Here is a 26180-nt window from a genome sequence, read left to right as displayed (position 1 = left end):
GGGCACTATGTCCATTAATATGGCTGAGTTCCATCAGGTCTTTTTTGAAGAAAGCCATGAGCATCTCGAAAACATGGAACAACTGCTCATTGCTATCAATCTTCAGTCGCCAGATCCTGAAGAATTAAACACCATTTTTCGTGCTGCGCATTCCATTAAGGGGGGGAGCGGTATTTTTGGCTTTACAGCTTTATCCAGTGTGACCCATGTGATGGAAAACCTGCTCGATAAAGTCAGAAAGGGGACATTTGAGTTATCTTCTGGGATCATTGATTTACTCTTGAAGACGGTTGATACCCTTTCCCATATTCTTAGCCTTTATCGTGAAGAGGAGCCAATTGATTGGCAACAAGTTGAATTTGCAAAAAATCAGCTAGTAGCCGCATTAAATGGCGACCCTTTTTTGAGCGCTAGCCCTGAAGTCATTCCCGTCACATCGACTAAAACAGAAATAACACAAACTTCGGTGGTTGTTTCCGATGTGAGTCATCAGAATGATATCGGTTTTGGCTTCTTTGAAGATGATGTTGAGTTAACCTTAGCGATTGAGAATCAAGATTTTGGCTTTTTTGATGAAGCCTTTACCGCTAAAGAAATCAGTGTTGAAGATATTAATAAAACGCTTTTGGATAGTCAGCTAGTCACAAACACTGAACCTGATGATGACCTCGGTTTTGGCTTCTTTGAATCCCTTACACCCGAAAGCGTTGACAGTGAAATTGATGCGTTGGTGCATATTCAAGCTAACAAGGCAATAGCCGTAATTGAGCCCCTTACTAAGCCTATTAATAGTCCGTCTGCTCCAAAAATACCTCGCTATACAGGCAATACTGCTGAGTCTACAAAAGTTGCACCTGCAGATCCCGTTGATCCTGCCCCAGTGTTAAATAAATCCGTGGCTTCAGGTGCAAAATCGACTCCAACAGCGGCAACGAAGAAAGTTAACACATCTACTCAAGATGCCACTTTAAGAGTGGAAACGTCCAAAATCGATACTTTAGTGAATCTTGCCGGTGAGTTGGTGATCACCCAATCGATGTTAACGCTGATTGGTAATGAGATATCTGGCGAATTGGGAGAAAGGCTGAAGACTGCATTGGTGGAACTTGAGCGAAACACGCGGGAGATGCAAGAGGCCGTGATGTCGGTCCGAATGTTGCCAGTATCCTTTGTATTTAATCGGTTCCATCGATTAGTCAGGGATTTATCCGATCAGCTTGGTAAAAATGTCAACCTAGTGATTGAAGGGGGCAACACTGAAATCGACAAGGGCATGATTGAAAAGTTGGTCGATCCTCTCACTCACCTCGTGCGCAATAGTTTAGATCATGGCATTGAAAAACCTGAAGTAAGGCGCTTGTTGGGCAAAGCAGAAATTGCTGAATTATCGCTTCGGGCAAGTCAGCGGGGAGGTAACATTGTTATTGCGGTACACGATGATGGTGCTGGTTTGCATCGTGAGAAGATCATACAAAAAGCCCGCGAAAATAATATGTCAGTCACGGATAACATGCCGGATAAACAGATTTGGCAATTGATTTTTGCTGCTGGGTTTTCAACAGCGCAGGAAATTACCGATGTTTCAGGCCGAGGCGTAGGTATGGATGTAGTGCGTAGAAATATTGAGGCTCTTGGGGGACGCATCGATATCGATTCTGTGGCGGGTCAGGGCGCCACTTTCGAAATCCAATTGCCACTGACCTTAGCCATTGTTGATGGTATGAGCGTGAGTGTAGGCAATCAAATCTATATTCTACCGTTAGTTCATATTATTGAATCAATACAACCACATACTGAACAATTAAAGTACTTGGTTCAAGAACGTTTAATCCGCGTCAGGGAAGAATATTTACCCCTATTAAACCTTCATCAATTGATGGAAATTACCCCTTTCGCTAAGTGTCCCGAAGAGGGCATTGTGGTGCTCCTTGAAAGCAATAATAAGCGTTTTGGATTGTGTGTTGATGCATTGGTTGGTCAACAGCAAGTTGTGATTAAAAGTCTTGAAAAACATTATCGTCGGATCCCTGGTGTCTCAGGAGCCACCATCATGGGTGATGGTAGTGTCGCTTTAATTCTCGATGTGGAATCACTGGCACAGCAAATTAAGAATTAATTGAGGATATGCTAATGGATAGCCGCGCATCGCTAGCCCCTAAACCCGAATTTAGCGCCCATGATGAAGTCGAGTTTCTAAGTTTTGTGCTGGGTGAAGAACACTACGCATTGGATATTATGTCGGTAAAAGAAATAAGAGGTTACGAGCCTGTCACTAAAATTGCTAATGCCCCCAGTTTTATTAAAGGGGTGCTTAATTTGCGTGGCGACATCGTACCCATTGTCGATTTACGAATGAAATTTAACGTGGGTACCGTCACTTATGATGAGTTCACGATAGTGATCATGCTCAATGTTTGTGACCGCATTGTCGGCATTGTGGTCGATGCCGTTTCCGATGTGATTAAACTGTCGAGTGAGGCCATTTTACCTGCACCGGAATTTGGCGCCGCCTTTGATAGCCGTTACCTCAAAGGGCTCGCAACCGTCGATGAAAAAATGGTTATTTTAGTAAATATTCAAGCTCTTATCAGCAGTGATGACTTGGGGCTAATGGAAACAAACAGTCTTTCTGAGCAGGAGTAAACACTATGGGAATCTTAGATATATTCGGTAATACCGAAGAGCGCCAACAGCAAGATGAAGAGCGTCAACGTTATTTCCAGTTGCTCGATAATAGTCGTAATAATTTTATGATTGCAGATAGCGATCGTAATATCATTTATGCCAATAAGGCCGTACTGAATATGTTGTCAGAGGCTGAGGCCGATATCCGTAAACAGTTACCCCAATTTTCGGTTGCTAGGGTTATTGGCAGTAATATCGATATCTTCCATGTGAATCCTGCCCATCAGCGCAATATGTTAGAAAGATTAACGCAATCGCACACGGCACAAATAAGTATTGGTAAGCGTATTTTTAAATTAATTTTAACGCCGATTATTTCACGTGATAATAAACATTTAGGCACTGGAGTTGAGTGGATTGATCGCACTGAAAGCATTGATGCTGAGCGTGCAACGCAGCGGATATTAGAAGCACTAAACAATACCAGTACTAATGTGATGATTGCTGATGCTAATCGAACCATTATTTATATGAATCGCTCGGTTGAAGCCATGTTACGCCGCTCCGAAAGTGAAATTCGCCAGGTTTTACCCCATTTTTCGGTGGACAAAATCCTCGGCAGTTCTATGGATATTTTCCATCGGAATCCAGCGCATCAAGCCAGCTTGCTTGACAAACTCGATCGCAAATATGAGTCGCAGATCCAAGTGGCCAGTTGTCATTTCCGTTTAACCGCCAGTCCGATTATCTCAACGTCTGGTGAGCGATTAGGCTCGGTTGTTGAATGGCTTGACCGAACTGAAGAAGTCCAAGTTGAGCAAGAGATTTCGCGGATTGTGGCAGCTGCTGCGGGGGGTGATTTCTCCCAACGTGTTGATAGTCATGGTAAACAGGGCTTTTTCTTGATGCTTGCTAATAGCCTTAACTCCTTGATTGAAACCTCAGATCGGGGACTACAGGATGTCGCACGAGTACTAATGGCCATGGCTGAAGGGGATCTGACAACCCGAATCTATAACGAGTATGAAGGTACCTTCAACGATTTGAAAAATTATTCAAATCAAACCGCTGAAAAGCTTTCCTACATGATACGAGATATTCAAAAAGCGGCTGACACCATCAACACCGCATCTTCAGAAATCGCCCAAGGCAATGCTGACTTATCCAGTCGTACTGAGGAGCAAGCATCCAGCCTCGAAGAAACATCCGCAAGCATGGAAGAGTTAACGGGAACGGTGAAATTAAATGCCGATAATGCAAGCCAAGCCAATGCCTTAGCATCGAAAGCGGCGGATGTGGCTGAAGATGGAGGCGAGCTTATCCAACAGGTTGTGCAAACCATGGCGTCTATTAATGAATCGGCACGAAAAATTGCCGATATTATAGGTGTAATTGATGGTATTGCTTTCCAAACCAATATATTAGCGCTTAATGCAGCGGTTGAGGCCGCAAGAGCTGGTGAGCAGGGGCGAGGTTTTGCCGTAGTGGCTTCAGAAGTTCGAAGCTTAGCTCAACGTTCTGCAAATGCTGCGAAAGATATCAAGGCATTGATCTCTGATTCAGTCAGTAAAATTGAGAGTGGTAATAATTTGGTTGGAAAATCCGGCGACACCATGAAGGAAATTGTCATTGCAATCAAGCGAGTAAACGACATTATGGCGGAAATAGCTTCCGCGTCTAATGAGCAAGCGATTGGTATTGATGAGATTGGTAAAGCCGTTGTGCAAATGGATGAAATGACACAACAAAATGCGGCTCTTGTTGAAGAAGCCGCTGCGGCCGCTGAAAGTATGCAATCTCAAGCGCAGCAACTGGCAGATAGTGTGGCAAATTTCAAAGTGGATGAGGAAACGAGAGCCGTTCGACATACCACAGAGCTTAAAAAAATCCCCCCAAAAATACCGACATTAGCTCGGGTAACCACCAAACCTAAAGCGATGACGCCTAGGCTGAATAAAGCAGATCAAGATGAATGGGAAGAATTTTGATTGAGTAAACTTAAATCGATGGAACGCGAATTTAATTATACTCCAGCACATTTTAATCATGCACGAACGACCCTTTATCGTTTAGCGGGGATAAAGTTAGCCGACAGCAAGGATGCTTTGGTTTACAGCCGATTAGTTCGGCGGATCCGTCAGTTAAAATTAGCTGGCTTTAGCGAATACTTTACCTATTTGGCAGAGTGCGAAAGCGAGCATCAGGAGTTTATTAATGCGCTGACGACAAATCAAACGGCGTTTTTTCGGGAACATCATCATTTCGATATTCTCAAACAATATTTGCAGACACACCCTCAAACACGACGTATTTGGTGTGCGGCAAGTAGTACCGGTGAAGAACCCTATTCGATTGCAATGTCAGTTGCTGAACACTTTGGTACGTTTCAAACCCCAATAGAAATTATTGCCTCTGATATTGACTCAGTTGTTCTGAGTAAGGCTGAAAAGGGAATTTATCCAATAGATAGACTCAGTGCCGTCAGTGATATACGTAAAAAACACTTTTTCCATAGAGGGATTGGTGCTCAGCAAGGTAATGTGCGTGTCATACCTGAGTTGAGGCAAATGTTGCAATTTACACGGATAAATTTGCTTGATCAGTCTTGGCCTATTTCAACACCGGTTGATGTGATTTTCTGCCGTAACGTCATGATTTATTTTGATAGAGTGACACAGGAAGTCATCCTCAAACATATGATGTCGACCTTGACGTCCACCGGACTTTATATCGCAGGTCATTCTGAAAACTTTGCTATGTTCCCCGACATAGTGACACCGTGCGGACGAACGACCTATAAGCCAACAAAAAGGAACGCTAGTGGCAAAACCAAGTCTTGAGTTTGCGCTTAATGAGCCAAATCGGTATTACGATCGTCACTTTGAGCGCTCCGCGGTCAAAATTTTACCAGGCGAGTATTTTGCTACCCGCGAAAATACTATGATAGTCACAGTACTAGGTTCTTGTGTGGCGGTATGCCTCTATGATCCCGTCTTGAAAATTGGTGGAATGAATCATTTTTTATTGCCTAGTGATAATGTTACTGCACCCAACATGATGACCGAGTCAGCGCGTTATGGGGTGTTTGCAATGGAATTACTGATTAACCATGTTCTCAAATTAGGGGCGCGTAGAAATGCTTTGGAGGCAAAAGTATTCGGTGGCGGAAATGTATTAAGGGGGTTAACTGTTCAGAATGTTGGAGAACGTAATGCTGAGTTTGTGCTGGATTATTTAAAGATGGAGCAAATACCGGTGATCGCTGCGGATTTACTCGATATATATCCGCGAAAAGTATATTTTTTCCCTGAAACGGGATTAGTGAAAGTTAGGAAAATCAAAGCAATACATAATAGCACCATCATGGACAGGGAAAGTGAGTACCGCTTACGGATCAAAAATCTCCCAAGTGGTGGAGATGTAGAACTTTTTGGTGAATAGCAGATGGCAATAAAGGTCTTAGTGGTAGACGATTCCACATTAATCCGCAGTTTATTGGGTAAGATGATCGAATCCGATCCTGAGTTATCTCTTGTTGGGATGGCGGCAGATGCTTATATGGCCAAGGATATGGTTAATCAATTTCGCCCCGATGTCATCACCTTGGATATTGAAATGCCAAAGGTCGATGGACTTACTTTTTTAGATCGGTTAATGAAAGCAAGGCCGACGGCAGTGGTGATGATTTCGGCCTTAACGGAAGAGGGCGCGGACGCGACGTTCAACGCGTTAGCGTTAGGTGCCGTGGATTTTATTCCCAAGCCTAAGCTAGACTCGCCACAGGGATTTAATGAATATCAGGATTTAATCCTTGAAAAAATTAAATCTGCGGCAAATGCAAAACTGCTTAAAGCACAGCCATCCACTTCTACACCCGTTAACTCAAGTATCAAGCCTGCATTAAGTCAGCGAACTGTAAATACCCAGCTAGTGGCTATTGGGGCTTCTACTGGTGGCACGGAGGCGATTTTATCTCTTTTAAAACAGTTCCCTGCAGTCATGCCGCCCATTGTGATCACCCAACATATGCCCGCTGGGTTTACCCGCACGTTTGCGGATCGGCTAAACAAACTCACTCGCTTTAATGTAAAACAAGCGGAAGACGGAGAGCGTTTATTACCTTGTCATGCCTACGTCGCGCCAGGAGATCAACACCTTGAAATCATCAAAGTCGGGGGAAGTTTCAAAGTAAAGCTTAGCCAAGGTGATAAAGTCAGTGGGCACAGGCCATCTGTGGATGTGTTATTTCATTCAGTGGCTCAATATGCTGGTGAAAATGCGACGGCAGTGATCTTAACTGGCATGGGTAAAGATGGTGCCGATGGTATAAAAGCGATTGACATGCAAGGCGGAAAAACCTTTGCCCAGGGTGAACAGAGTTGTGTGGTATTTGGCATGCCCAAGGAGGCAATCAAACGTGGTGCTATTCACCATGTGGTAGAACTCCCCCAATTAGGGGATAAACTGCTCCAATATTTGGCATCCGTAAACCGCGATTAACGAAAAAAGTGTATTTGGATATATGGTTGTGCTATTTGACTAAGGTATTGATTATGCGGTTTCGTCCAGTTCGTTTGGCTTCATACAGATTTTTATCTGCCAATAATAAACACTCTTGGAATTCATGACATTCGGTTGAAAATGCCAAACCGCCACTCAATGTGACTTTAAATTCAGCACCTTCTTCAACAAACACAATATTACTAAAACTCTCGCGAATCGCATTCACTTTGGCAATGGCCAGTGGTGGTGGCATATCTGGTATCACCAGCATAAATTCTTCTCCACCATAACGTCCCATAAAATCGGCAGCGCGTAGGGACTGTTGTAACAGGTGCGCAAAGGCTAATAGGACTTTGTCACCTCCAGAATGTCCATAAGTATCATTCACTTGTTTAAAGTGATCTAAGTCAAGCATTGCAATGCACACACTAGAATTTGCTCGCTTAGCTAAATTAATACAATGGCGAGCAGCAACAAGAATTTGGGTGTGATTTAGCAAGCCCGTTAAACTGTCTCGGCTGGCTGAACTGCGAATATCATGGCCACGTTGCGCACGGGAAATAACTTGGGTGACAAATAAATTGGGTGCTGTTTGTTTCGAAATAAGATCATCAGAACCTGCCTGAATAATGCTGACTTTATTCTGCATGGTGTCATCGGAGCTCAACACCAAAATAGGACTTGAAGTATATTTATCCAGCTGACGGATCATTCTTGCCAGTTCTAACCCATTCACCTCCGGCATATAGAGATCAAAGATAAATAAATCCGGTTCAAATTGCTCGAGGGTGGGTATGACTTTCTCGGGTTTAGTCATACCTTTGACCATTAAGCCATGGCTACGTAACAAGCTCGAAAAATAGTCCACCATAGATTGCTGATCATCGACTAATAGTACTTTAAGGGGAGGCTTATCGGACATTTTAAGCCATTGATGAATTTTACGGACCAATAGGGTCGTTTCTGCAGGTTTGACAAAATATTCACTGACATTGGCGCGAATGGCCAGTAAACGCATATCAAAATCGCTACGGGAAGACAGCACAAATACTCGAGTATTGTTTTTTTCAAATTCGCAGGCCGCTTCAAATAACGCATCTTCCGTATAATCTGGCAAGATAAGATCTAATAAAATTAAGTCAAATGGGCTGGTATATTGCACCTTGGTAAAATCGGTAAAATTTAAAAAATGTTGCACATTAAAGCCAAACTCGTGTAGCTGCTTAGTGATCATAGCCCCGACATTGTTGTCATCTTCGATGATGGCAATACTGTATTCGTGACGAGCCTTTGAGGGCTTGTAAGGACTTTGTTGCATTTGCGCTTCAACCACAGGGGCCGCTGGCAAATAGTGTTGATTATTTTGGAGTAACTGATGGAAAAGCGTATCTAAGCTCTTGATTAGGTTTAGAGTTGGTGTGGGAGCATCGAGTAGTTTTTTTAGCTGCAACTCCAATTTATCGACGATATCTTTAGTCTCTGTCAAGCCAAAGGTTTCACTGGAACCTTTTAAATTGTGTATCTCCCGATAGACAGCCGACAGCATATAGCCTTGCCAGTTTTTCCGCAGAGAGATCCACAACGTAATGATTTGTTTCTTTTTATCTGGCAAGGCATGTAAGTACTGACGTTTTAATTGTTCTAATGATTCTTCAAGACTCATAGGCAAGCACCATCGTCATTGCTTATTGGTTAAGTTGAGGCTTCATTTTGCGAAATGCCCTATCCAATAGCCTAATTTAATTAAGTGAGAGTTTATTTCATTCATTTAGAGTGTAAGCCAAGCTTGAAAAAATGCGGCGCAGAAACAGTGATTTCAATAGATTTTTATCTTGAGAGGTTCATGCGTATGATAAGTCTCAGGCTGAACTTAACTGCTTAGAGAATTTGGTTATATCAAGTACTATTTTGATGATTTATATTCAATTGCTTATAAGCAGTTGTTAGAGATGATTACACCATGGAGTCGTATAAGCATGAATGGATGCATAAAGGTGAGAAAGCTTTCCCCGCTATTTTTTAAGCGTTGGGTTTTTGGGCTAAACGTTATTTTGCTCTGCTTATATTCCTCCTCGCTTTGGGCTTTGGAGAAACAAGACTTTGAAGCGATTTGTATCCTCATCCAAAGTGAGATGCAGGATTGGCATCCAACCACGCCGCGTTATCAGGAGCTCAAAGCAAGATTCGATGAGCGTTGTCAGCAACCCGTAGCCAATGGCATAAAATCCCTCACTCACCATCCTAAAACGCAATTCACTGCTCGTCTTAATACGCCGGAGCAGAAACCCAATCTGATCCCTACCGAGATAACACCTAAACATACGCCCACTCCAAGCGCGATTTCCCCTATTTCTTCAATACTAGAGGCGCTATCTATTCTTCTGAGTATTCCTGTTTTTATGATTGTGTTGATGGTAGCCATATGGCTATTTCGGCCAACGCTAAGACGATACCGAGCCGAAAGGTTAGGCCAACAGGGGGAAAAGCGGGTCGCCAACTTGCTCAAGCAAGGACTAAAAGGTGAAGACTATCGACTTTATCGCAATTTAATTTTACCTATGGATGAGATGAGTGAAGGCACACCCTCTTTGACAGAGGTTGATTTAGTCTTATTGACTCATTTTGGCGTTTTTGTTCTTGAAGTTAAAAATTACTCCGGCTGGATATTTGGGGGAGAGAAGCAAGCTCTTTGGACGCAGAAAATTTTTACTAAACAAACCCGCTTTAAAAATCCGCTACATCAAAACTATAAACATTGTTTAGCGGTTGCCCACTGCTTAGGGTTCGTCGAGGGACTCCATTCAGTTGTCGTTTTTAGTGATGAGGTAAGCTTTAAAACCCCATTGCCTAAAAATGTGGTGAATGAGTCGGGACTTTTGAGTTTTATCGCTCAGTATAAAGTACAAACGAGTGAAACTTCTCAAAACACAAATCTAGAATTTTATCGCGCGGCAGAACGGCTCGATATTGCCCAACAGCAATCGAACTCTGATGCTAAGTCATTGCACTTAATGCAATTTAAGCATCGCCGCGTCGAACCAACCATCTCAAGCTGATATTACAGTTAATATTCTTGCTAAGGTGATAACGAATGGATTATTGCGCTATCTTTAAGAACACCATTAACCCATAAGCAATTGGAAGGATAAGCATATGTCGGATAACACAGGTACAGTGAGGTTACATCGGGTGCTGCGTGCGCCAGCGGCGTTAGTCTATAAGGCCTTTACCGATAAAGCTGCGTTAGCGCGCTGATTACCGCCTTACGGCTTTGTTGGGACAATTCATGAGTTTGAGTTGGCTGTCGGTGCAGGGTATTCCATGAGCTTTACCCAATTTGCGACTGGGTCAGTCATTCTTTTAAGGTAACTTATACCGAGCTAATCCCTAATAAACTTATCCGCCATACCGGCCAATTTGATGATGCTAATCTACCTGGGGTGATGCAGGTGACTATTGAACTTGCTGAGGTAGCCTGTGGTACCAGCTTGCAGATAGTGCAGGAGGGCATTCCTGCGATTATTCCTGAGGAGATGTGTTACCTTGGTTGGCAGGAATCATTACAACAATTAGCGGCTTTGGTTGAAGCGAAAACGGAATGAGGTCGTCAGTCACTGGGTGATATAAAAGGGTGATATAAAAAGACGCTTATCTCGAGTAGAGTGAAGCGTCTTTTTTATTGGGCAATTTTATTGGCAAAGGATAAAGCCTTTAAAAAGGCTTATCACCTAGTACCCGCAGGGCTACGCACTGGCAAGGTTTGCCAGATACTCATCAAATGTTCCTTGGAAATTCACCAGTTTTCTATCACGAATATCAATAATGCGAGTCGCTAACGAAGAAACAAACTCACGGTCATGGCTGACAAAAATCAACGTGCCTTCAAAATCTTTGAGGGCATTATTGAGCGCTTCAATTGCTTCCATATCCATATGGTTAGTTGGTTCGTCCATAATGATGACGTTGATGTCTTGCATCATTAACTTGCCGAAAATTAACCGGTTTTTCTCTCCGCCGGAGCAGTTTTTAGCCTTTTTATTAGCATCATCTTCTGTAAACAGCAAACGACCTAACATGGCGCGTACCATCAAATCGTTATGTTTGGGTTGGCGCCATTGATCCATCCATTCAATAATACTCAAGTCATTATCGAAATCGCTGGTGCTGTCCTGTGGGCAATAGCCGATAGAGGCATTTTCGGACCACTTAATCGTGCCTTCATTATGGATTAATTCATTGACTAAACAGCGTAATAGGGTGGTTTTACCCACACCGTTCTCGCCAATAATTGCCAGTTTTGCGCCAGCTTCGAGAATTAAATCACCACCTTCGAATAAGTTTTCGCCATCAAAGCCATGGCCAAGATTTTCCAGCACTAAGGCTTGGCGATGCATTTTTTTGCCAGCAGCGAAACGAATCGATGGGGTAATTCGGCTGGAGGATTTCACTTCATCTAGTTTAATTTTGTCCATGCGTTTAGCGCGCGAGCTGGCTTGTTTCGCTTTAGAAGCGTTGGCACCAAAGCGGTTAACGAAGTCCTGTAATTCTTCAATCTCGGCGCTCTTTTTGGCATTGCCGGCTAAGAGTTGTTCACGCAATAACGCTGATTGCGCTAAAAAGTAGTCGTAGTTGCCGGGATAAATACGCAGTTCGCCGTAATCGATATCCGCCATATGGGTACACACTGCATTCAGGAAATGCCTATCGTGGGAGATGATGATCATGGTGCACTTGCGTTTATTCAGCTCAGTTTCAAGCCAACTAATGGTATGAATATCCAAGTTGTTGGTGGGTTCGTCGAGCAGCAAGATATCAGGGTTAGCAAACAGTGCTTGGGCTAATAACACCCGCAGTTTCCAGCCGGGCGCGACCTGAGACATCGGACCGTAGTGGAAAGACTCTTCGATACCCGCTTCGATGAGGATTTCGCCAGCGCGGCTCTCGGCGCTGTAACCATCCATTTCGGCAAATTCACTCTCCAAGTCGCCTACGCGCATACCATCTTCTTCGCTCATATCTGGCTTGGCGTAAATGGCGTCACGCTCTTGCTTGATTTTCCACAGCTGGGTATCACCCATGATCACCGCATCGATAACCGTGTATTGCTCAAAGGCGAATTGATCTTGGCTTAGGGTGCCGACCTTTAATCCCGGCGTGATGGACACATTGCCCGATGTTGGGGCGAGGGCACCACTTAAGATTTTCATAAAGGTGGATTTGCCGCAGCCGTTAGCGCCAATCAAACCATAACGGTTGCCGTTGCCAAATTTTGCCGAGATATTTTCAAATAATGGCTCGGGGCCGAATTGCATGGTGATATTTGCGGTAGAGATCAAGGGTATGTCCTAGGGGTAACGTCTTAATAAAAGGCTTAAACCGGCTGTGTTGCTACAAATGCCGTGCAACAATGATGCTGATATCAGCAAAGTCTTGGCCAAGATAATTTGGCCGCGCAGTATAGCGATTTCAGGCAAAAGATGCGAGTCACAAACAACAGTCTAAAGAATATACCCAAGCTACCTGAAGATACGAGTTTCAGATTGCCTAGGGTGTTTCAATGCAAAGCGCATCAATTAATGTTGGCCACCTGTTGAAATGTGATAACCCTAAACCGAGTCCAAAGGACTCGGTTTAGTGGCTCCATGGTGAGTTACAGCAGAGCAAGTATCATCGCTATTTCAGCGAGATTTTTTCAACAATGCTACTCCAAGGTAACCATTTAAAGGATTGGTTATTATCGGGTAAATGGTTGTGTCCATCCTGTACCACCAGCATTCCCTGCTGCCAAGCACCTTTGCCAACGCTTAAGTGGGTCACGGCAAGGCCATCGGTCTCGCTGCTGGCGTCGATACTGGTTTCGCGGCCATTTTCAACACCGTTAAAATTCATCCCGATCCTAAAACGGCCTACTTGGGCATAGGGCGGTTGGGCCTGATACAAGATATAACTATTATTGCCTTGGCTTGAGACCACCAGCAGATCCTGTTTTTTACCTTGGATTTGAGCGCCTAAGTAGAGTGCTATACCTTCAACATCGGCCACTAAATCCCCTTCAGCTTTGATGATTAGCTCGCCTTGAGTACCGCCATTCGCCTTGGCATTAAAGCGCCAAATGCCTTGGTCCTCTTCACCGATAAACAGAGCATGTTGCGTTTCATCGGCAACACAACCTTCGACTTGGCTGGGGGTATGGATATTACGCACTAACTTGATACTTGGAGCGCTATTCTGCCAATCGACGCGGTATTGGGCGATGCGGCCGGACTTTTCATTGGCAAACACATAGAGATTGTCGGCATCCTGATACAAACACATGCCATAAATATCGACTAGGTCTGTGGCTTGGTTAGGATACTCGCTGATCTTGCCATGAGCGTCGATTTCATAGAAGGCGAGGCTGTCGTTATCCCTTAGGGTGGCAACGGCGATATCGCGCTTTTTACCGCCTAATGGCACTTGCTGGCGTAGATCAACGTTATTTATGCGCCCCGATGGCAGGGCTTGCACTTGCTCGCCGCGCATATTGAAGCTCAAGAGTCCCCAGCGTTTGTTGGTGCCAAGCACTAGGCTTTTTTCCGGTTGAGTTGGATGCACCCAAATTGCGGGGTCATCCATGGTATCGCCGGGTCTGTCCGAGGATGCGCTTTCAACCCAAGCAGAGATTTCGATGATATTATCGCTGGGCTTGCTACTTGCTTTACTCAGAGCCGGAGGCAACGCTGCTTGGGTAAATAAATACTGGTCGGTTTTATCATCATAGAGGGCAAGTTGAATTGCCCTGTAGGTGTCAGTTCCGCTTAGATAACCACTTAACCCTTGTACCTTCCCTAAGTCGTAGTTTGCAATCGCTTGTTTATCTAACGTTATTTGACCTTTTTTATTGCTTAACAGTAACTTGCCATTAATTACCTGCATGCCCGCGATATCATTATCAGGCGAGGCTAACATCAACTTGGCACTGTTGTCGGCAAAGGGGCTGGCATCGAATTGCCAAACACCGGCTTCGCCTTCGCTGACGAATAAGGTATCGCCATCAATAGCGCAGCTAGTGCTGTTGACGGGAATCGCTTGGCGGCGCATTTTTTTAGGGACAAAGTGACCCGCATCGCCTAATAACCACTGCTCGCTATAGCCATCTTCACTACCAAACCAGGCGTAAATATTGCCATCCTGCGGCCTTGGCTGAATACAGATCCAATTGATTTCAAACGAAGCCATTGGTAGCAGTGGCAACACATTGGTCGCGACCTTACCTTCTATTTGTTTGATCATGATAGGCCGAATGCGATCGGCGCGGCGATCGAGTGTTAAGGCGTAAGGATCGCTAAAGGCTAACAGCTCAAACTCGCCTTTGACTAAGGTTGTGGCCGCAGGCATTGGCGTATTGTCGGCTGTTGGCAGGGTTTGCAACATCAGTCCTTGTTTTTCACTGACCCAGAGCCAAGCTGGGGCTTCGGGTGTCGAATTCCTATTGGCGCCAAAGACTAAGGGCTGGGCTTGACTGCCCTTATTGGCGGCGGTCAAGTAGGGCGTCTGCGCTAAGCTGCTAGCGTGAATGCCCATCACACCGAATAGTGTTAAGGTGATTTTTCGAATAATCGATCCGTAATGTTCACGGAAATAAATTAAAGGTTTCGTCATTGTTTTCTTCTTTTATCAATAGAGTATTAGTAGTTGGTATACTGCAGGCCTAATTGGAAGGTGCGGCCATAGGCTTCGTATTGGGCGTTATAGGCGCTGTTACCCGTGTAGCTATAGTAGGGCTCATCCGTTAGGTTTACCCCTTTGAAATATAAGGTTAAACTGCTGGTCAAATGGGCTTTTGCGACAAAATCCCATTGCAGATGATTGTCTTCATAGAGATCAAAGCGTTCATCGCTTAGCTCAGTGACTTCCTGTAAATATTCAGATTTATAGGCCGCCGATAACCAGACACTGGCGTAGCTATTTTCGTATCCCAGTGACAGGTTGGCGGTCAGATCCGATTGACTTGGCATCGGGATATCGCGGCTCAGTAATTGGCCATCCTCAATCCAACTGATGTTGGCACTGGAATCCGTGTAGGTAAGGTTAGAGTTGAGCACCAAGGCATTAAATGGCTCGGGTAAAAAGTGAAACTCCTGCACATAACTGAGCTCCAGTCCGTAGATGTCGGCGCTGTCACCATTCACAAAAGTCACGGCGCTGTGGGCATCCGCATAGTCACCGAGGCCGGCTAAATCGGCTTGATAAATAAAGTTCTCGATATCTTTATAGAAAAGCCCCGCCGAAATTAATCCTATATTGCCGAAATAGTGTTCGAGGCTTAAGTCAACATTCATTGATTCAAGTGACTTAAGTTTTGGATTACCAAAGGTTAAATCAATATCGCCATCATCTTCTTCGAGCAAATACCCCGGCGCTAATTGGCCGAACGTCGGGCGCACTAAGGTGTTGGTCCACGCGGCACGCAGCACGGTATTGTCGGTATAACGATAGGTTAGGTGCAGCGCGGGCAGCCAATGATCTTCATCGCTAGAATGATTGATATCGATAAATTCGTCTTTGGCGCCATCATAGCCAGAGCCGCTAGAGTCCCATTGATTTTGCTCGAAACGCAGTCCTGTGAGTATCCGCAGCTTACCAATATCCATATGCCCCATCAGGTAGGCGGCATTAATATCTTCAGTAATATCAAAATCGTTAATGGTGGACTCAACGTCATCGAGATTATTCTCCGCATCGAGGCTATTGACGAGCTCCCACACTGGGGTTGAATTAATACCAGTACCGAAGCGGCCTAAGCTATAGTCGAGTTCATTGCCCGCATATTGGCTCAGCAGCAGGGCATCATCACTCACACCTTGATCGCCTAAGTCACTGTATATCCAAATATCTTCCCGATTAGTTTTATCGCGTCGGCTCACTTTTACCCCAGTTTTCACTTCGGCGCTGTAGTCGCCTAGGGTGAGTTGACGGGTAAGATCGACATTCACCGCGTTGATGGTGTCTTCGGCCTTGGAAGCGGCGATTTCAATTTCATCCAGTTCAAAATTTGCGTTTTGGTAATAGTCTTCAGGGGCGATAATCTGTGGCTTCTGTGTATTACTAAAGCCGGTGTTATCAATCTTGGCGACAAAATCGGCGCCCGCAATATCCCGCGGTTTTTCGGCGCTGGCGGTGCTGTGACTCGCTTGATAGTCAAAGGTCCAGCGGTCAAAGCGGGTTTGGCCGCCGAGCACAAAGGAGGTGATATTTTGATTCTCAGTACGCGACTTGAGCGAGCGGGTGGTTTTACCTTGGCTTAATGCATCTGCCTGCTGCGCTGACTTCCACTTGGTTTTAGCGCTGTTGCGGGTTTCAGTGTCATCAAACTCGCTATACAGGGTGCGTAGATACAAGTCGGTATCATCGCTTGGACGATAATCGAAGTTCACGCCGATACCTAAACGCTCACGATTGATTTCATAATCACGGGTATCAATAGATGTCAGTGCTGCGTCATCAAAGCCAGAATCCTCTGCAAACGTCCAATCGCCACCGGTTTCGACGTTATCAGAGCCAAAGTCGCGGTTATACCAACTGGTCGCGATAGCAATACCCAGATTTTCAGCAATGATATCGCTGTAGCTGGCCGCTAATTTGGGGTTGGTATTGTCGGTTAAGGTATCTTGGCTCGCCTCAGCGTTGAGGTTGAGGTATGTATCATCGCGGTCGAAGGCCGACAGGCTTTTTACCTCAATGGCGCCGCCTAGGGCATCAGCATCCATATCTGGAGTTAAGGTTTTACTCACTTCTACCGATTGCAGGAGATCCGATGGCACCACATCGAGGGCGACCGCGCGTCTATCACTTTCGGGGGAGGGTAAGCGTGTACCGTTCATCGATACCGAGTTATAGTCTGGCGCCATACCGCGCACACGCACAAAGCGGCCTTCGCCCTGGTCCCGTTCAATTGATAAGCCTGGCACCCGCTGCAGCGACTCACTGATATTACTGTCGGGGAAATTCCCCAACACATCGGCGCTTACCACACTGAGCACATTATCTGCGCCGCGTTGGCGGTTCATCGATTTACTGAGCGCGCCCTGTTGCCCCACTACGCGGATATGCTCCACATCATCTTGGCTGCTTAAACTGATATCTTGCAGTGTGGTTTGTTTGTCACGAATGCTGATCTTATGTTCACTCGTCATTGCGCCGAGGTAATTGACAACTAAGGTGTAATCGCCATCTTGCACGCCTACAAAAAAGAAGCGGCCATCGCGGCCAGCCTGTTGACTCAAGTTCAGTTCTTTTAAGGTCACAGTCGCGCCTGCAAGGGGTTGTTGGCTGTTGTTATCGCGAATTTGTCCTTCAAGTTTGCCCACGGCGAGGGCGTTGGCACTAAAGCCTGCAATCATCATTGCTAAGCTTAGCGCCGAAAGGCGTGCCGAAATGGATTTGGACGCTTTTGGGATTAAGCGTTCTTTATGTGGTGCAGACGTTGCTGCTTTTAAGGAGGATGTCGCAGATTGCATGTTTTTGTTCCTGTAGTGTTAAGACTGAGTCTTGAGCGATGTTCGGGCAAGCATGGTTGCCATCCGTTAATGGCCGCCAAGTTAGGGGAGCTTAATGTCAGATTTGTGACGAGATTGTTGAGCGCTTGCTTTTAGGTTGCTTTAAGCGGCGAAAATGGCATTTTTTGCGTTAGGATGAGCCAAAATGACTTAAGCAATATTGTGCTAATAAGCGACGATTGACGGGGCTGAGCATCAAACGCTTTGAGTATGGTTTAGGCATGTCATGTGGTTAAAAAGTCATTTTTTATAATGGGTTATGCGCATCTTTGTATACAAATCCTCTGGTCAAGGATTGCGGCATTACATCCCAAATAATCGCGTTAAGTTAAGATGAATTCCGTGGGTGTTATGCTGTTAATTAGCGTGTTCATTCTGATTAAAAAAAATGTTTGAGCTAATTTGACGCCCCAGGATGGAGCTGTGTATTGGAATTAGTCCTATTACTATTTTAAATTCAATTGATTAGTTAATTTCTATGTGTTTAGCACTGTTGCTAATCGGTAAGTCACGTCACAGATTTGTCATCAAAGCTCGCTAACTTGCAACCCCATAGCATTTTTACTGAATTTGCCCTTTTGGGGTTTTACACAAACAAGGTGAGTATTTTGGATACACCTGCAAAATCATTACGTTTAGCCTGTGTCTATGGCTTAAGTCTGGTTATTCTTTTTATCGTGCCGCTGTTTTTGTGGCAGAGCACTACGGCCAAAACCATCGCTGAAGTCGATTGGCTCGATGTCGCCACCGAAGGTGCGTTATTTGCGCTTGGAATGTGCTGGCTAATGGTGATTGTGTCGGTTCGTCCCTCTGGTCGCGTGACCAATCTGTTAATCGCGGGTCTCTCAAGCTATTGTTTAGGTTGTTATTTAGATTTACTGGATGAGATATTTATTGTCAAAACCCTACCTGTGTACAACGGGTTTGAAAAAATGCCTACACCCGTCGGGCTGTTGCTACTGACCTGTGGTTTATGGTTATGGCGCGATGAGCAAACTGTGGTAAATCGCCAGCTACAAACGCGAGAGCAATTTCACCGTGAGCATCAATTAACCGATAGTCTGACCTTACTCAATGATGCCAAGGCTTTTGAACATCACTTAGTTAAGCAATTATCACAAAATCAAGCGTTTGGATTAATCATGCTTGATGTCGATTATTTTCATCAATATAACAAAATTCAAGGCGTAGAAGAGGGCGATAGGCTCTTGTCACAGTTGGCATTGTGGTTAAGTTCAGCCTTGAGAAACCAAGATTTAGTCTGCCGTTATGCTGGAGACCGCTTTGTTATCCTGCTGCGCGGTGCGATACCGCCTTTAGTCAGTGTGATGGCAGAACAATTACAGCAAGGGGTTAAGGATTTTGGTTGTCATGCCTCAGTGGTGTGGACGTTGCCTTCGCCTAAAGTATTGGATAGACAGGCTAACAAGTTCAGTGCTAAGAACGAGGCCGCGGCATTGCTGCAATTGTTGAATCAAAAAATGTCACAGCAAAAAGAAAATCGTCGCTCGGCTGCGACTGTGCCTACAACATTTAATGGGCTAAATCAGTCAACCTTAAGCGAGCTTAACTAATGCGCGCGCTGGCCACCTGGCAGGATAAATGTATCGATAGTCAATTGCTGGTGGCAAGCCTTGTGGGGCTCTTTAAACAGCGAGAGCTTGATGGTGATAAGTTACTCCGGGGGACAGGGATTTTTGCGGCAGATATTCGCAAACCCGATCATCTTATTAGTCCAAAACAGCTCGCACGTCTGTTAGATAATGCATTAGCACAGTGGCCAAGTGGCGATTTGAGTTTTTTACTCGGTCAACTTTGGTTACCGTCCCAAAGCGGCGCACTTACGGCGGGGTTGTTTTGCGCGCGGGATCTTAAGGAGTTGACTCACTTCTGGCATAAGTATCATTGGCTCACCCAGCCTTGGCTACAAACTTGGCGTTGGCAGGGGGAGCAGGAATGGCACTTTCTACTCAGCCTCGACCTAGGTATGCAGCGGCACAAACAGTTTTTCATCGAATTAAGCCTGTCGTCCCTCACTGCGTGCTGTAAGCAATTGCTCGGACAAGCGTGGCGCGGCAGTATTTGTTTTCCGTACTCTGCACCGGATAATTTGGCCCATTACTATAAATATTTCGGCATGGATTTACGGTTTGATGCGCCGCTGTGCAGGATATCCATGGCCAAAACCTTGTTACGCCAGCCTTCGCTCTTTGCCAGCCAAAGTCTAGTTTATTCCCAATCCGACAATGTCGATACTCACTGTGCTGGGGATGCTCGGTTGCCTTCTCCATCTCAAACTTTTACTCATTTGGAAGCAACCTCTTTTGATCAGGATATTCAACACCCGCGTTCGCCATTAAGGCCACAACTCAATATGGCAAAGGGGGCTCGCCAAGCGTTATTAGCGCAGGAGTTTCGCCTAGGATTAGCGGCGGGCATTCGCCTAAAATTGATGCGTAGAACACTGTCATTGCCCGAAATGGCGCAATTGTTAGAGATGAGTCCTGCCACGTTAAAACGGCGTCTTGGGGAGATGGGGCTGACTTACGGACAATTAGTTGATGAGTCCCGTTTAATCAGGGCGCTGTATTATTTGGCTGAACCTGAGCAAGATGCCCAGAGTATTGCTACCTCGTTATCCTTTAGTGATGCCAGTAATTTTAGGCGTTCATTTAAGCGATGGACGGGCCAATTACCTGGTTATTTTCGCTATTGGCTAGCCTAGTTGCCCTCTAAAGTGAAGATTCACCTATTTACTGAACAAACTCACTGAATTTATTTGATTTTTGAATTGCCATTCATCATTTTGCATAAGTGTTAGCAAATTATCCGAGGTTATAGTTTTATTTATGCAAAATTTAGAATAAATATTCAAAAAGAACCTTAAGGGTTTGGAGTAGGCTATAAATGCATTCCGCTTTCACTTAAAATGCCTTTATGTATTACTTAACCTACGATTTTAACGGATAGTGTTAACCCATCAGCAGTATCACCGCCATGGCCCCGATTATCGCTTTGGGGAGCAAATGACCTTTCTGGATGTCAAGCAAACCTTTGGTTTTAGCCATGTGCGCGTAGGGCGCTGGGTCTCGCGGGAAGAATCCTTAATCGCCGCGAATTTAGTGTTTGATTCATTGGCAGATCTTGCCTTTATCCTCAATTTACCGCCATTGACCTTAGGATTGAGGCAAACCTTGAGCCTTGCTTTTGGTCATGGCGGACAAAAGGGCGTGCAGGCCCATTATGCGCCTGCAGCAAGAGAGCTCGCATTGGCAAAAAATGCTGGCGCTGGCGCCTTGGCCCATGAGTTTTGGCATGCGTTTGATCATTATATTGCGCCGAAGGCGTTTCAACGGGGAACGGGACGGTTTACGTGCGCCAGCGATCTTTGGCTTGCCGATCTGCCGCTCATTGATCATCCGCTAAATCAGCGTTTAGCCGAAATTTTTCGAGTGACATTACTCTCTGAGGACAATTTAGCGCCGAGTGATTATGTCTGCCGTGCAATAGCATTAGATAAACGTTATGGCGCGCAGTATTTTGCTAAACCCACCGAAATGATGGCTCGGGCCTTTGAGGCGTGTATCGAATCCTATCAAGGGATCCAAAATCCCTATCTGGTGTCTGGCACGCGCTATTCATCCTTAGCTAAGGAAGGCGCGTATCCCGACGAACCGCATAGGCAACGCATTTTCAAGGCATTGATTGCCTATTTTGAGCCGCTAGGCACCGCGTTAGGGAAAGCAGGATAAGCGTTTAGTGCTAATCCGCGAGTTGTTGCTGGCAATAGGCGAGCTGGTGGCGAATGGCATCGAGCCATTGTGAGGCGTGGTAATCCATTAAATACCAAGGGCTGAGCTGTGTTTCGGGCTGATGATTAAAAAACAGCGACTCGCATGCGATGAGCTTGGCTTTATCTGCACACTGCAACCAAATAGCACTGGGAATGCAGGCTAACTCGGCTAAATGTTGCCGTATTCCTTGCTTGGTATCCTCATTCACATCCTCAACGAGGCGATATTGTCTCAATAAATCCAGTTTACGAAAGGGATCATCATTTTCACTGATGAAATTTACTTGGTGTGTTGCCCCAGTTGTTTGCTCCCAAGGGATAAGCGTAAATTCAGCCCAGTCTAAGCGCTCACAGAGCAGGGCTTTAGCGATTCTTCTTTCCCCCAACCAGTTATGCACCATGCAGGGGAGATGGACTGTCTCAGGCAGTTCAGCACTGCGTCGTAAACTGGGTAGTAGCGACATTCGTTGAACTTGCAGTTGTTTTGCCAATGTCTTCATGAGTACGATTGCTGTTAAGCCCGATGATGGCCAGCAACCTAGGGCTGCAGTAAGTTCGGTGGCGACTTGGGTTAATGCCTTAGCAAGTTGTACTCCTTGGGTATGACCTTGAACTTCAAAGGCATATTGCGATTCGGCAAAGCCGCCATTGGCAATATTGACCACTTGACCTTGGGGAGCCAAATGCTGCGGACATTGCGTACCATTAAAAATAAAAGTGAGACCTTTCGTGGCGGGCTGCCACTCGCCTGAGGCATTGCCAATAATGGTCACTTGCTGAAGCTTAAGTTGTTCGGCGAGTATACTGAGGGAAATCCTAGGTTGCGGCTCAGCCAATTGACGGTGCATATGCGTATGTGGCTGAGGCACATCGGCTAAGGGCTGTGAATAGGACATACTCGCAAAGACTCTCTAAAGCAAAGAGGGTTAGTGTACTGGATCTTCTGTTTTGACTAAAGAATTATTGTCTGTAAGCTATCGACTTCATAATGAATAAATTTTCATAATAACAGTATGTTAGACTGTTTTAGGTTCAGCTGGTTTTTCTTTGAATTGGTTTGTTAAGCATATCGATGGCCGGTTTTATGGCGTGGGAGTACGCCATGTCCGCCTCTTTATCGAGGCTCACAGTACAGATTTTGCTGCAGAGTTGTTTTTCACTGATAGAGTTGGCATCCTCAATATTTTGGTTAGAAGTATAAAAAGGAATAGGCATGGAATTTTTTGACGCGGAGCTGGCGTTAATTACTGCAGCAAAACATAAGGTGAAGTGGGCGCAGCGAGTGCGGATTGGCGTGATTATTTTGCTTCTCTTAGGCACGCTGACGTTGCTTGCTGATCTTTGCAGCCATCCGTATGCCATATATATCGCTTTCGCGCTGGTGGTGTTTGCGGTGGCTTTGCCGCAGTTTGGCCAAGGGCCTAAATATGAGGAATTGCTTGCGCTATTACTGGATAAATCAAGTAGTCCAAAAACACAAAGTGTGAAAAGCAAAGGACTTTAAGCTTAAGAGTGCCTAGCCTATAAGCCCTTGAGCTTTTAACATCTTATCCGTGAATTTATTCTTCGGGGTAAACCTTCTCTTTAAATTCACACAAATCTTCAATAATGCAGCTGCCGCAGCGGGGTTTGCGTGCAAGGCAGGTGTAGCGGCCATGCAGAATAAACCAGTGGTGCACATCGACTTTAAACTCGGCGGGAACGACTTTTAGCATACGTTCCTCCACTTCGACCACATTTTTACCTGGGGCAAATTTAGTGCGGTTTGCCATGCGAAAGATATGGGTATCGACAGCGATAGTTGGCCAACCAAAGGCTGTGTTTAACACTACATTGGCCGTTTTACGGCCAACACCAGGAAGGGACTCGAGGGCTTCTCTGTCTTCTGGCACTTCACCATTGTATTTTTCAATTAGGATCTCGCAGGCCTTAATCACATTTACGGCCTTGTTGTTATACAGGCCAATCGTCTTGATATATTCCTTTAATCCTTCGACACCTAAGGCATAAATACTGTGGGCGGTATTGGCCACCGGAAACAGTTTATCGGTCGCCTTATTCACACTCACATCGGTTGCCTGTGCCGATAAGGTCACTGCCACCAGTAATTCAAAAGGGGTGGAGAAATTCAGCTCAGTCTGTGGTTTAGGATTATTTTCACGTAGGCGGGTGAGGATTTGGATGCGTTTTTGTTGATTCATAGTGATCCTTGTAAGAAGTGGGTTTAACACTAAACCCACTACTTAAGCTGTTATCTCAATAAAGGCTTAACTCACTTTGGTGATCCGCGCCCGCGTCACACTAGGCTGCGCTGCCACTTGTGGTTGGCGCTCTTTAAGCTTTTTATCGATAACGTTTTTAAGGGCGATAAGTAAACCCATGACGATAAAGGCGCCGGGTGGCAACATGGCCAGCAGGAAGGGGGTATCGACTTGCCATACTTGAATCGTTAAGGCTTTTGCCCAAGGACCAAGTAATTGATCTGCGCCATCAAACAGAGTGCCTTGACCAAGAATTTCTCGCGTGGCGCCAAGTAAGGCCAATACCAAAGTAAACCCTAATCCCATCATCAAACCATCGAAGGCCGAGCTTAAGGCATTATTACGGGAAGCAAATGCTTCGGCGCGGCCAATGATAATACAGTTGGTCACAATCAGCGGTAGGAAGATCCCCAACGACATATAAAGCCCATAGGCATAAGCATTCACCAGCAGTTGCACTGCTGTCACCAGCGCCGCAATGATCATCACAAACACGGGGATGCGAATTTCCTTGGGCACATAGTCGCGCACTAACGATATCAAGACGTTAGAACCCATCAGTACCAGCATAGTGGCGATACCAAGGCCAAGGGCGTTGGTGAGGGTCGCTGTTACGGCTAATAATGGACAAAGCCCGAGGAGCTGTACTAGGCCAGGGTTATTTTTCCACAGTCCTTGCCAGGCAATTTCGCGATAATTAGTCATGTTTGGCCTCACAATTCAGTGGTTGGCTGAAAATTTCTGCTTGATGCTGAGTAAAGTACCATACTGCGCGTTTTACGGCTTTCACATAGGCGCGTGGGGTGATAGTCGCACCGGTAAATTGATCGAAATCGCCGCCGTCTTTTTGCACCAGCCATTGCTTATCATCTTCGGATTTAAGCACTTTCCCTACAAACTTGGTGACCCAATCGGATTTACGTAATTCGATTTTATCCCCAAGCCCGGGCGTTTCTTGGTGGGCAAGCGTGCGCACGCCTAACACTTCGCCTTGGGTATTGATGCCCACAATCAGTTTGATATTACCGTTGTAACCATCGGGGGCAATGGCCTCCATGGCGATTGCAACGGGTTTACCAGCCGCGGTGGCGATATAGGCCGGCATGGCATCTTCTGTGCCTAGCGCCTCTTTATTTTGCAGCAATGTACATTGCGCGGTCAGCTCATTGTCATGGATTTCATCGGGGATCAGTTGATGTAAGATGCCCATCAATTCTTTCTGCTGTTGCAGCTTTATTTCATCAAAGGTCTGTTGATTGACCACTGCGACTAAGCCTGTGCAGAGCAGGGCAAATAGGGCGAGTAACAGACCATTTTTAATCATTGGGTTATTCAATTTATTTCCTCAAGAGTCTTTGTTCAAGCTCGCTTGATTCGCTATTTCACAGGCCTAGCCCGCTGAGTGGCCATAGGTGCGCGGACGCACATAATAGTCAATAAATGGTGCACACAGGTTGGCGAGTAGCACCGCAAAGGCAAACGCATCGGGGTAGCCACCTTGGGTACGAATGATATATACCAAGACACCAATTAACGCACCGAAAATGATACGGCCACGTGGACTGGTGGCGGCCGTGACAGGATCGGTCGCTATAAAGAAGGCGGCAAGCATGGTGGCACCCGAGAATAAATGGAACAGCGGGCTGGCATGGGTATCGGGCGATAATAAAAAGCCGACGTTAGATGCCACAAATAATCCCGCTAATACCCCCGTGCTAATATGCCAACGAATGGCTTTTAACTTCAGTAGCACTAAACCACCGGCTAAATAGGCTAAATTGACCCAAAACCAACCCACGCCAGTGCTGCCATCAAAGATGGTTTTAGTCATAATCTCGGTCGTTGTCAGCCCTAAAGAAAGGTCGGTCTTTAAGGTATCCAGCGGTGTCGCCATGCTGATGCCATCAATGCCTAAGCGAAATTGCTCCATGCCCGCATGGGCACCAACGTTGAAGATAAGTTGTAGGCTATCGATAATACTCGGGGTATTGAGTGCGACGGTACTTGGCGCAATCCAAGTTGTCATCTGCAGCGGAAACGACACCAGTAATAACACATAGGCGGCCATGGCCGGGTTAAACAGGTTATGGCCTAAACCGCCATAGAGATGCTTGACGATAACAATCGCAAAGGCGGTGCCCATGACGATCATCCACCAAGGCGCGAGCGGCGGAATGGCAACCCCAATCAAGATGGCCGTGAGCATGGCGCTGTTATCACTTAGGCTTGCCTTAATGCTGCGTTTACGCAGTTTCATCACCGCCGCCTCACAGCTTAGGGCCACGATAATTGCCAGTAACACTTGAATAAGCGTGCCCCAGCCGAAAAAGGCGCATTGCACCACAAGGCCGGGTAACAAGCATAAAATGACCCTTTGCATAACCGTTGAAGTCTGCAAATTGCGGGTGACATGGGGTGATGAGGCTATTTTAAACGCCATTGTGATCCCTTTTTATCTAA

General features: G+C 45.6%; 21 protein-coding genes. 12 read left to right on the top strand and 9 right to left on the bottom strand.

What is annotated here, in order from left to right:
- Positions 1-7 precede the first annotated feature (7 nt).
- The 6 genes from H9J30_RS05775 to H9J30_RS05750 are packed head-to-tail and all read left to right on the top strand — an operon-like array spanning position 8 to position 7125.
- Positions 8-2116 (top strand): chemotaxis protein CheA, encoded by a 2109-nt coding sequence (locus H9J30_RS05775; RefSeq protein WP_240130160.1) that lies wholly within the window; start codon positions 8-10, stop codon positions 2114-2116.
- Positions 2117-2130: 14 nt separating this feature from the next.
- Complete coding sequence (locus H9J30_RS05770) at positions 2131-2643, top strand: chemotaxis protein CheW (protein WP_240130159.1); 513 nt, start codon at positions 2131-2133, stop codon at positions 2641-2643.
- Between the two features lie 5 nt (positions 2644-2648).
- On the top strand, positions 2649-4613 hold the full coding sequence (locus H9J30_RS05765; protein WP_240130158.1) for a methyl-accepting chemotaxis protein: 1965 nt from the start codon (positions 2649-2651) through the stop codon (positions 4611-4613).
- A complete protein-coding gene (locus tag H9J30_RS05760) occupies positions 4614-5465 on the top strand; it encodes a CheR family methyltransferase (RefSeq protein ID WP_240130157.1) in 852 nt (283 codons plus the stop codon). It begins immediately after the preceding gene.
- Entirely contained in the window at positions 5446-6066 is a 621-nt protein-coding gene (gene cheD / locus H9J30_RS05755) for a chemoreceptor glutamine deamidase CheD (RefSeq protein ID WP_240130156.1), read from the top strand. Before H9J30_RS05760 ends, cheD begins: the two co-directional genes overlap by 20 nt.
- A 3-nt stretch (positions 6067-6069) precedes the next feature.
- Positions 6070-7125 (top strand): protein-glutamate methylesterase/protein-glutamine glutaminase, encoded by a 1056-nt coding sequence (locus H9J30_RS05750; protein ID WP_240130155.1) that lies wholly within the window; start codon positions 6070-6072, stop codon positions 7123-7125.
- A gap of 31 nt (positions 7126-7156) precedes the next feature.
- Here the strand turns inward: H9J30_RS05750 and H9J30_RS05745 are convergent, their stop codons facing one another.
- Positions 7157-8791 carry a diguanylate cyclase gene (locus H9J30_RS05745; protein ID WP_240130154.1) on the bottom strand — a complete coding sequence of 545 codons (1635 nt, stop codon included), beginning with the start codon at positions 8789-8791 and terminating at the stop codon, positions 7157-7159.
- Positions 8792-9122: 331 nt separating this feature from the next.
- Here H9J30_RS05745 and H9J30_RS21685 point away from each other — a divergent pair, with 331 nt between their 5' ends.
- Together H9J30_RS21685 and H9J30_RS05735 are read left to right on the top strand one after the other, a co-directional pair.
- Positions 9123-10184, top strand: coding sequence for a nuclease-related domain-containing protein (locus H9J30_RS21685; RefSeq protein ID WP_240130153.1), 1062 nt, complete (start codon positions 9123-9125; stop codon positions 10182-10184).
- Positions 10185-10463: 279 nt separating this feature from the next.
- Positions 10464-10730, top strand: a complete 267-nt coding sequence (locus H9J30_RS05735) for an SRPBCC domain-containing protein (protein WP_345795817.1) — start codon at positions 10464-10466, stop codon at positions 10728-10730.
- A gap of 141 nt (positions 10731-10871) precedes the next feature.
- Here H9J30_RS05735 and H9J30_RS05730 read toward each other — a convergent pair whose 3' ends face one another.
- From H9J30_RS05730 to H9J30_RS05720, 3 genes are all read right to left on the bottom strand, one after another.
- Positions 10872-12464 (bottom strand): ABC-F family ATPase, encoded by a 1593-nt coding sequence (locus tag H9J30_RS05730; protein ID WP_240130152.1) that lies wholly within the window; start codon positions 12462-12464, stop codon positions 10872-10874.
- Positions 12465-12801: 337 nt separating this feature from the next.
- Entirely contained in the window at positions 12802-14769 is a 1968-nt protein-coding gene (locus tag H9J30_RS05725) for a phytase (RefSeq protein ID WP_240130151.1), read from the bottom strand.
- Positions 14770-14795: 26 nt separating this feature from the next.
- A complete protein-coding gene (locus H9J30_RS05720) occupies positions 14796-17627 on the bottom strand; it encodes a TonB-dependent receptor (protein ID WP_240130150.1) in 2832 nt (943 codons plus the stop codon).
- 647 nt (positions 17628-18274) lie between these two features.
- Here H9J30_RS05720 and H9J30_RS05715 point away from each other — a divergent pair.
- From H9J30_RS05715 to H9J30_RS05705, 3 genes are all read left to right on the top strand, one after another.
- Complete coding sequence (locus H9J30_RS05715) at positions 18275-19240, top strand: GGDEF domain-containing protein (protein ID WP_275679535.1); 966 nt, start codon at positions 18275-18277, stop codon at positions 19238-19240.
- A complete protein-coding gene (locus H9J30_RS05710; RefSeq protein ID WP_240130148.1) occupies positions 19240-20391 on the top strand; it encodes an AraC family transcriptional regulator in 1152 nt (383 codons plus the stop codon). The genes H9J30_RS05715 and H9J30_RS05710 overlap by 1 nt, the downstream gene beginning before the upstream one ends.
- 244 nt (positions 20392-20635) lie before the next feature.
- Positions 20636-21418 carry a CLCA_X family protein gene (locus H9J30_RS05705; protein WP_240130147.1) on the top strand — a complete coding sequence of 261 codons (783 nt, stop codon included), beginning with the start codon at positions 20636-20638 and terminating at the stop codon, positions 21416-21418.
- A gap of 10 nt (positions 21419-21428) precedes the next feature.
- On the opposite strand, the gene H9J30_RS05700 is transcribed toward H9J30_RS05705, so the two are convergent.
- Entirely contained in the window at positions 21429-22355 is a 927-nt protein-coding gene (locus H9J30_RS05700; protein ID WP_240130146.1) for a hypothetical protein, read from the bottom strand.
- A gap of 317 nt (positions 22356-22672) precedes the next feature.
- Here H9J30_RS05700 and H9J30_RS05695 point away from each other — a divergent pair, with 317 nt between their 5' ends.
- Positions 22673-22963, top strand: a complete 291-nt coding sequence (locus H9J30_RS05695) for a hypothetical protein (RefSeq protein ID WP_240130145.1) — start codon at positions 22673-22675, stop codon at positions 22961-22963.
- A 55-nt stretch (positions 22964-23018) separates the two neighbouring features.
- Here the strand turns inward: H9J30_RS05695 and nth are convergent, their stop codons facing one another.
- The 4 genes from nth to rsxD all read right to left on the bottom strand — a co-directional run bounded on the left by nth (position 23019) and on the right by rsxD (position 26160).
- Positions 23019-23660 carry an endonuclease III gene (nth, locus tag H9J30_RS05690; RefSeq protein WP_240130144.1) on the bottom strand — a complete coding sequence of 214 codons (642 nt, stop codon included), beginning with the start codon at positions 23658-23660 and terminating at the stop codon, positions 23019-23021.
- A gap of 66 nt (positions 23661-23726) precedes the next feature.
- The gene (locus H9J30_RS05685) at positions 23727-24425 is read right to left on the bottom strand and encodes an electron transport complex subunit E (RefSeq protein WP_240130143.1); all 699 of its coding nucleotides are present in this window, start codon (positions 24423-24425) and stop codon (positions 23727-23729) included.
- Complete coding sequence (gene rsxG / locus H9J30_RS05680) at positions 24418-25056, bottom strand: electron transport complex subunit RsxG (RefSeq protein ID WP_240130142.1); 639 nt, start codon at positions 25054-25056, stop codon at positions 24418-24420. Before rsxG ends, H9J30_RS05685 begins: the two co-directional genes overlap by 8 nt.
- A 54-nt stretch (positions 25057-25110) precedes the next feature.
- The gene (gene rsxD, locus H9J30_RS05675; RefSeq protein WP_240130141.1) at positions 25111-26160 is read right to left on the bottom strand and encodes an electron transport complex subunit RsxD; all 1050 of its coding nucleotides are present in this window, start codon (positions 26158-26160) and stop codon (positions 25111-25113) included.
- Positions 26161-26180: the final 20 nt, after the last annotated feature.

Source organism: Shewanella cutis (genome assembly GCF_022410515.1).
Taxonomy (GTDB): domain Bacteria; phylum Pseudomonadota; class Gammaproteobacteria; order Enterobacterales; family Shewanellaceae; genus Shewanella; species Shewanella cutis.
The sequence above is the reverse complement of the archived record's forward strand: the minus strand, read 5'-3'. Positions and strand labels throughout refer to the sequence as shown.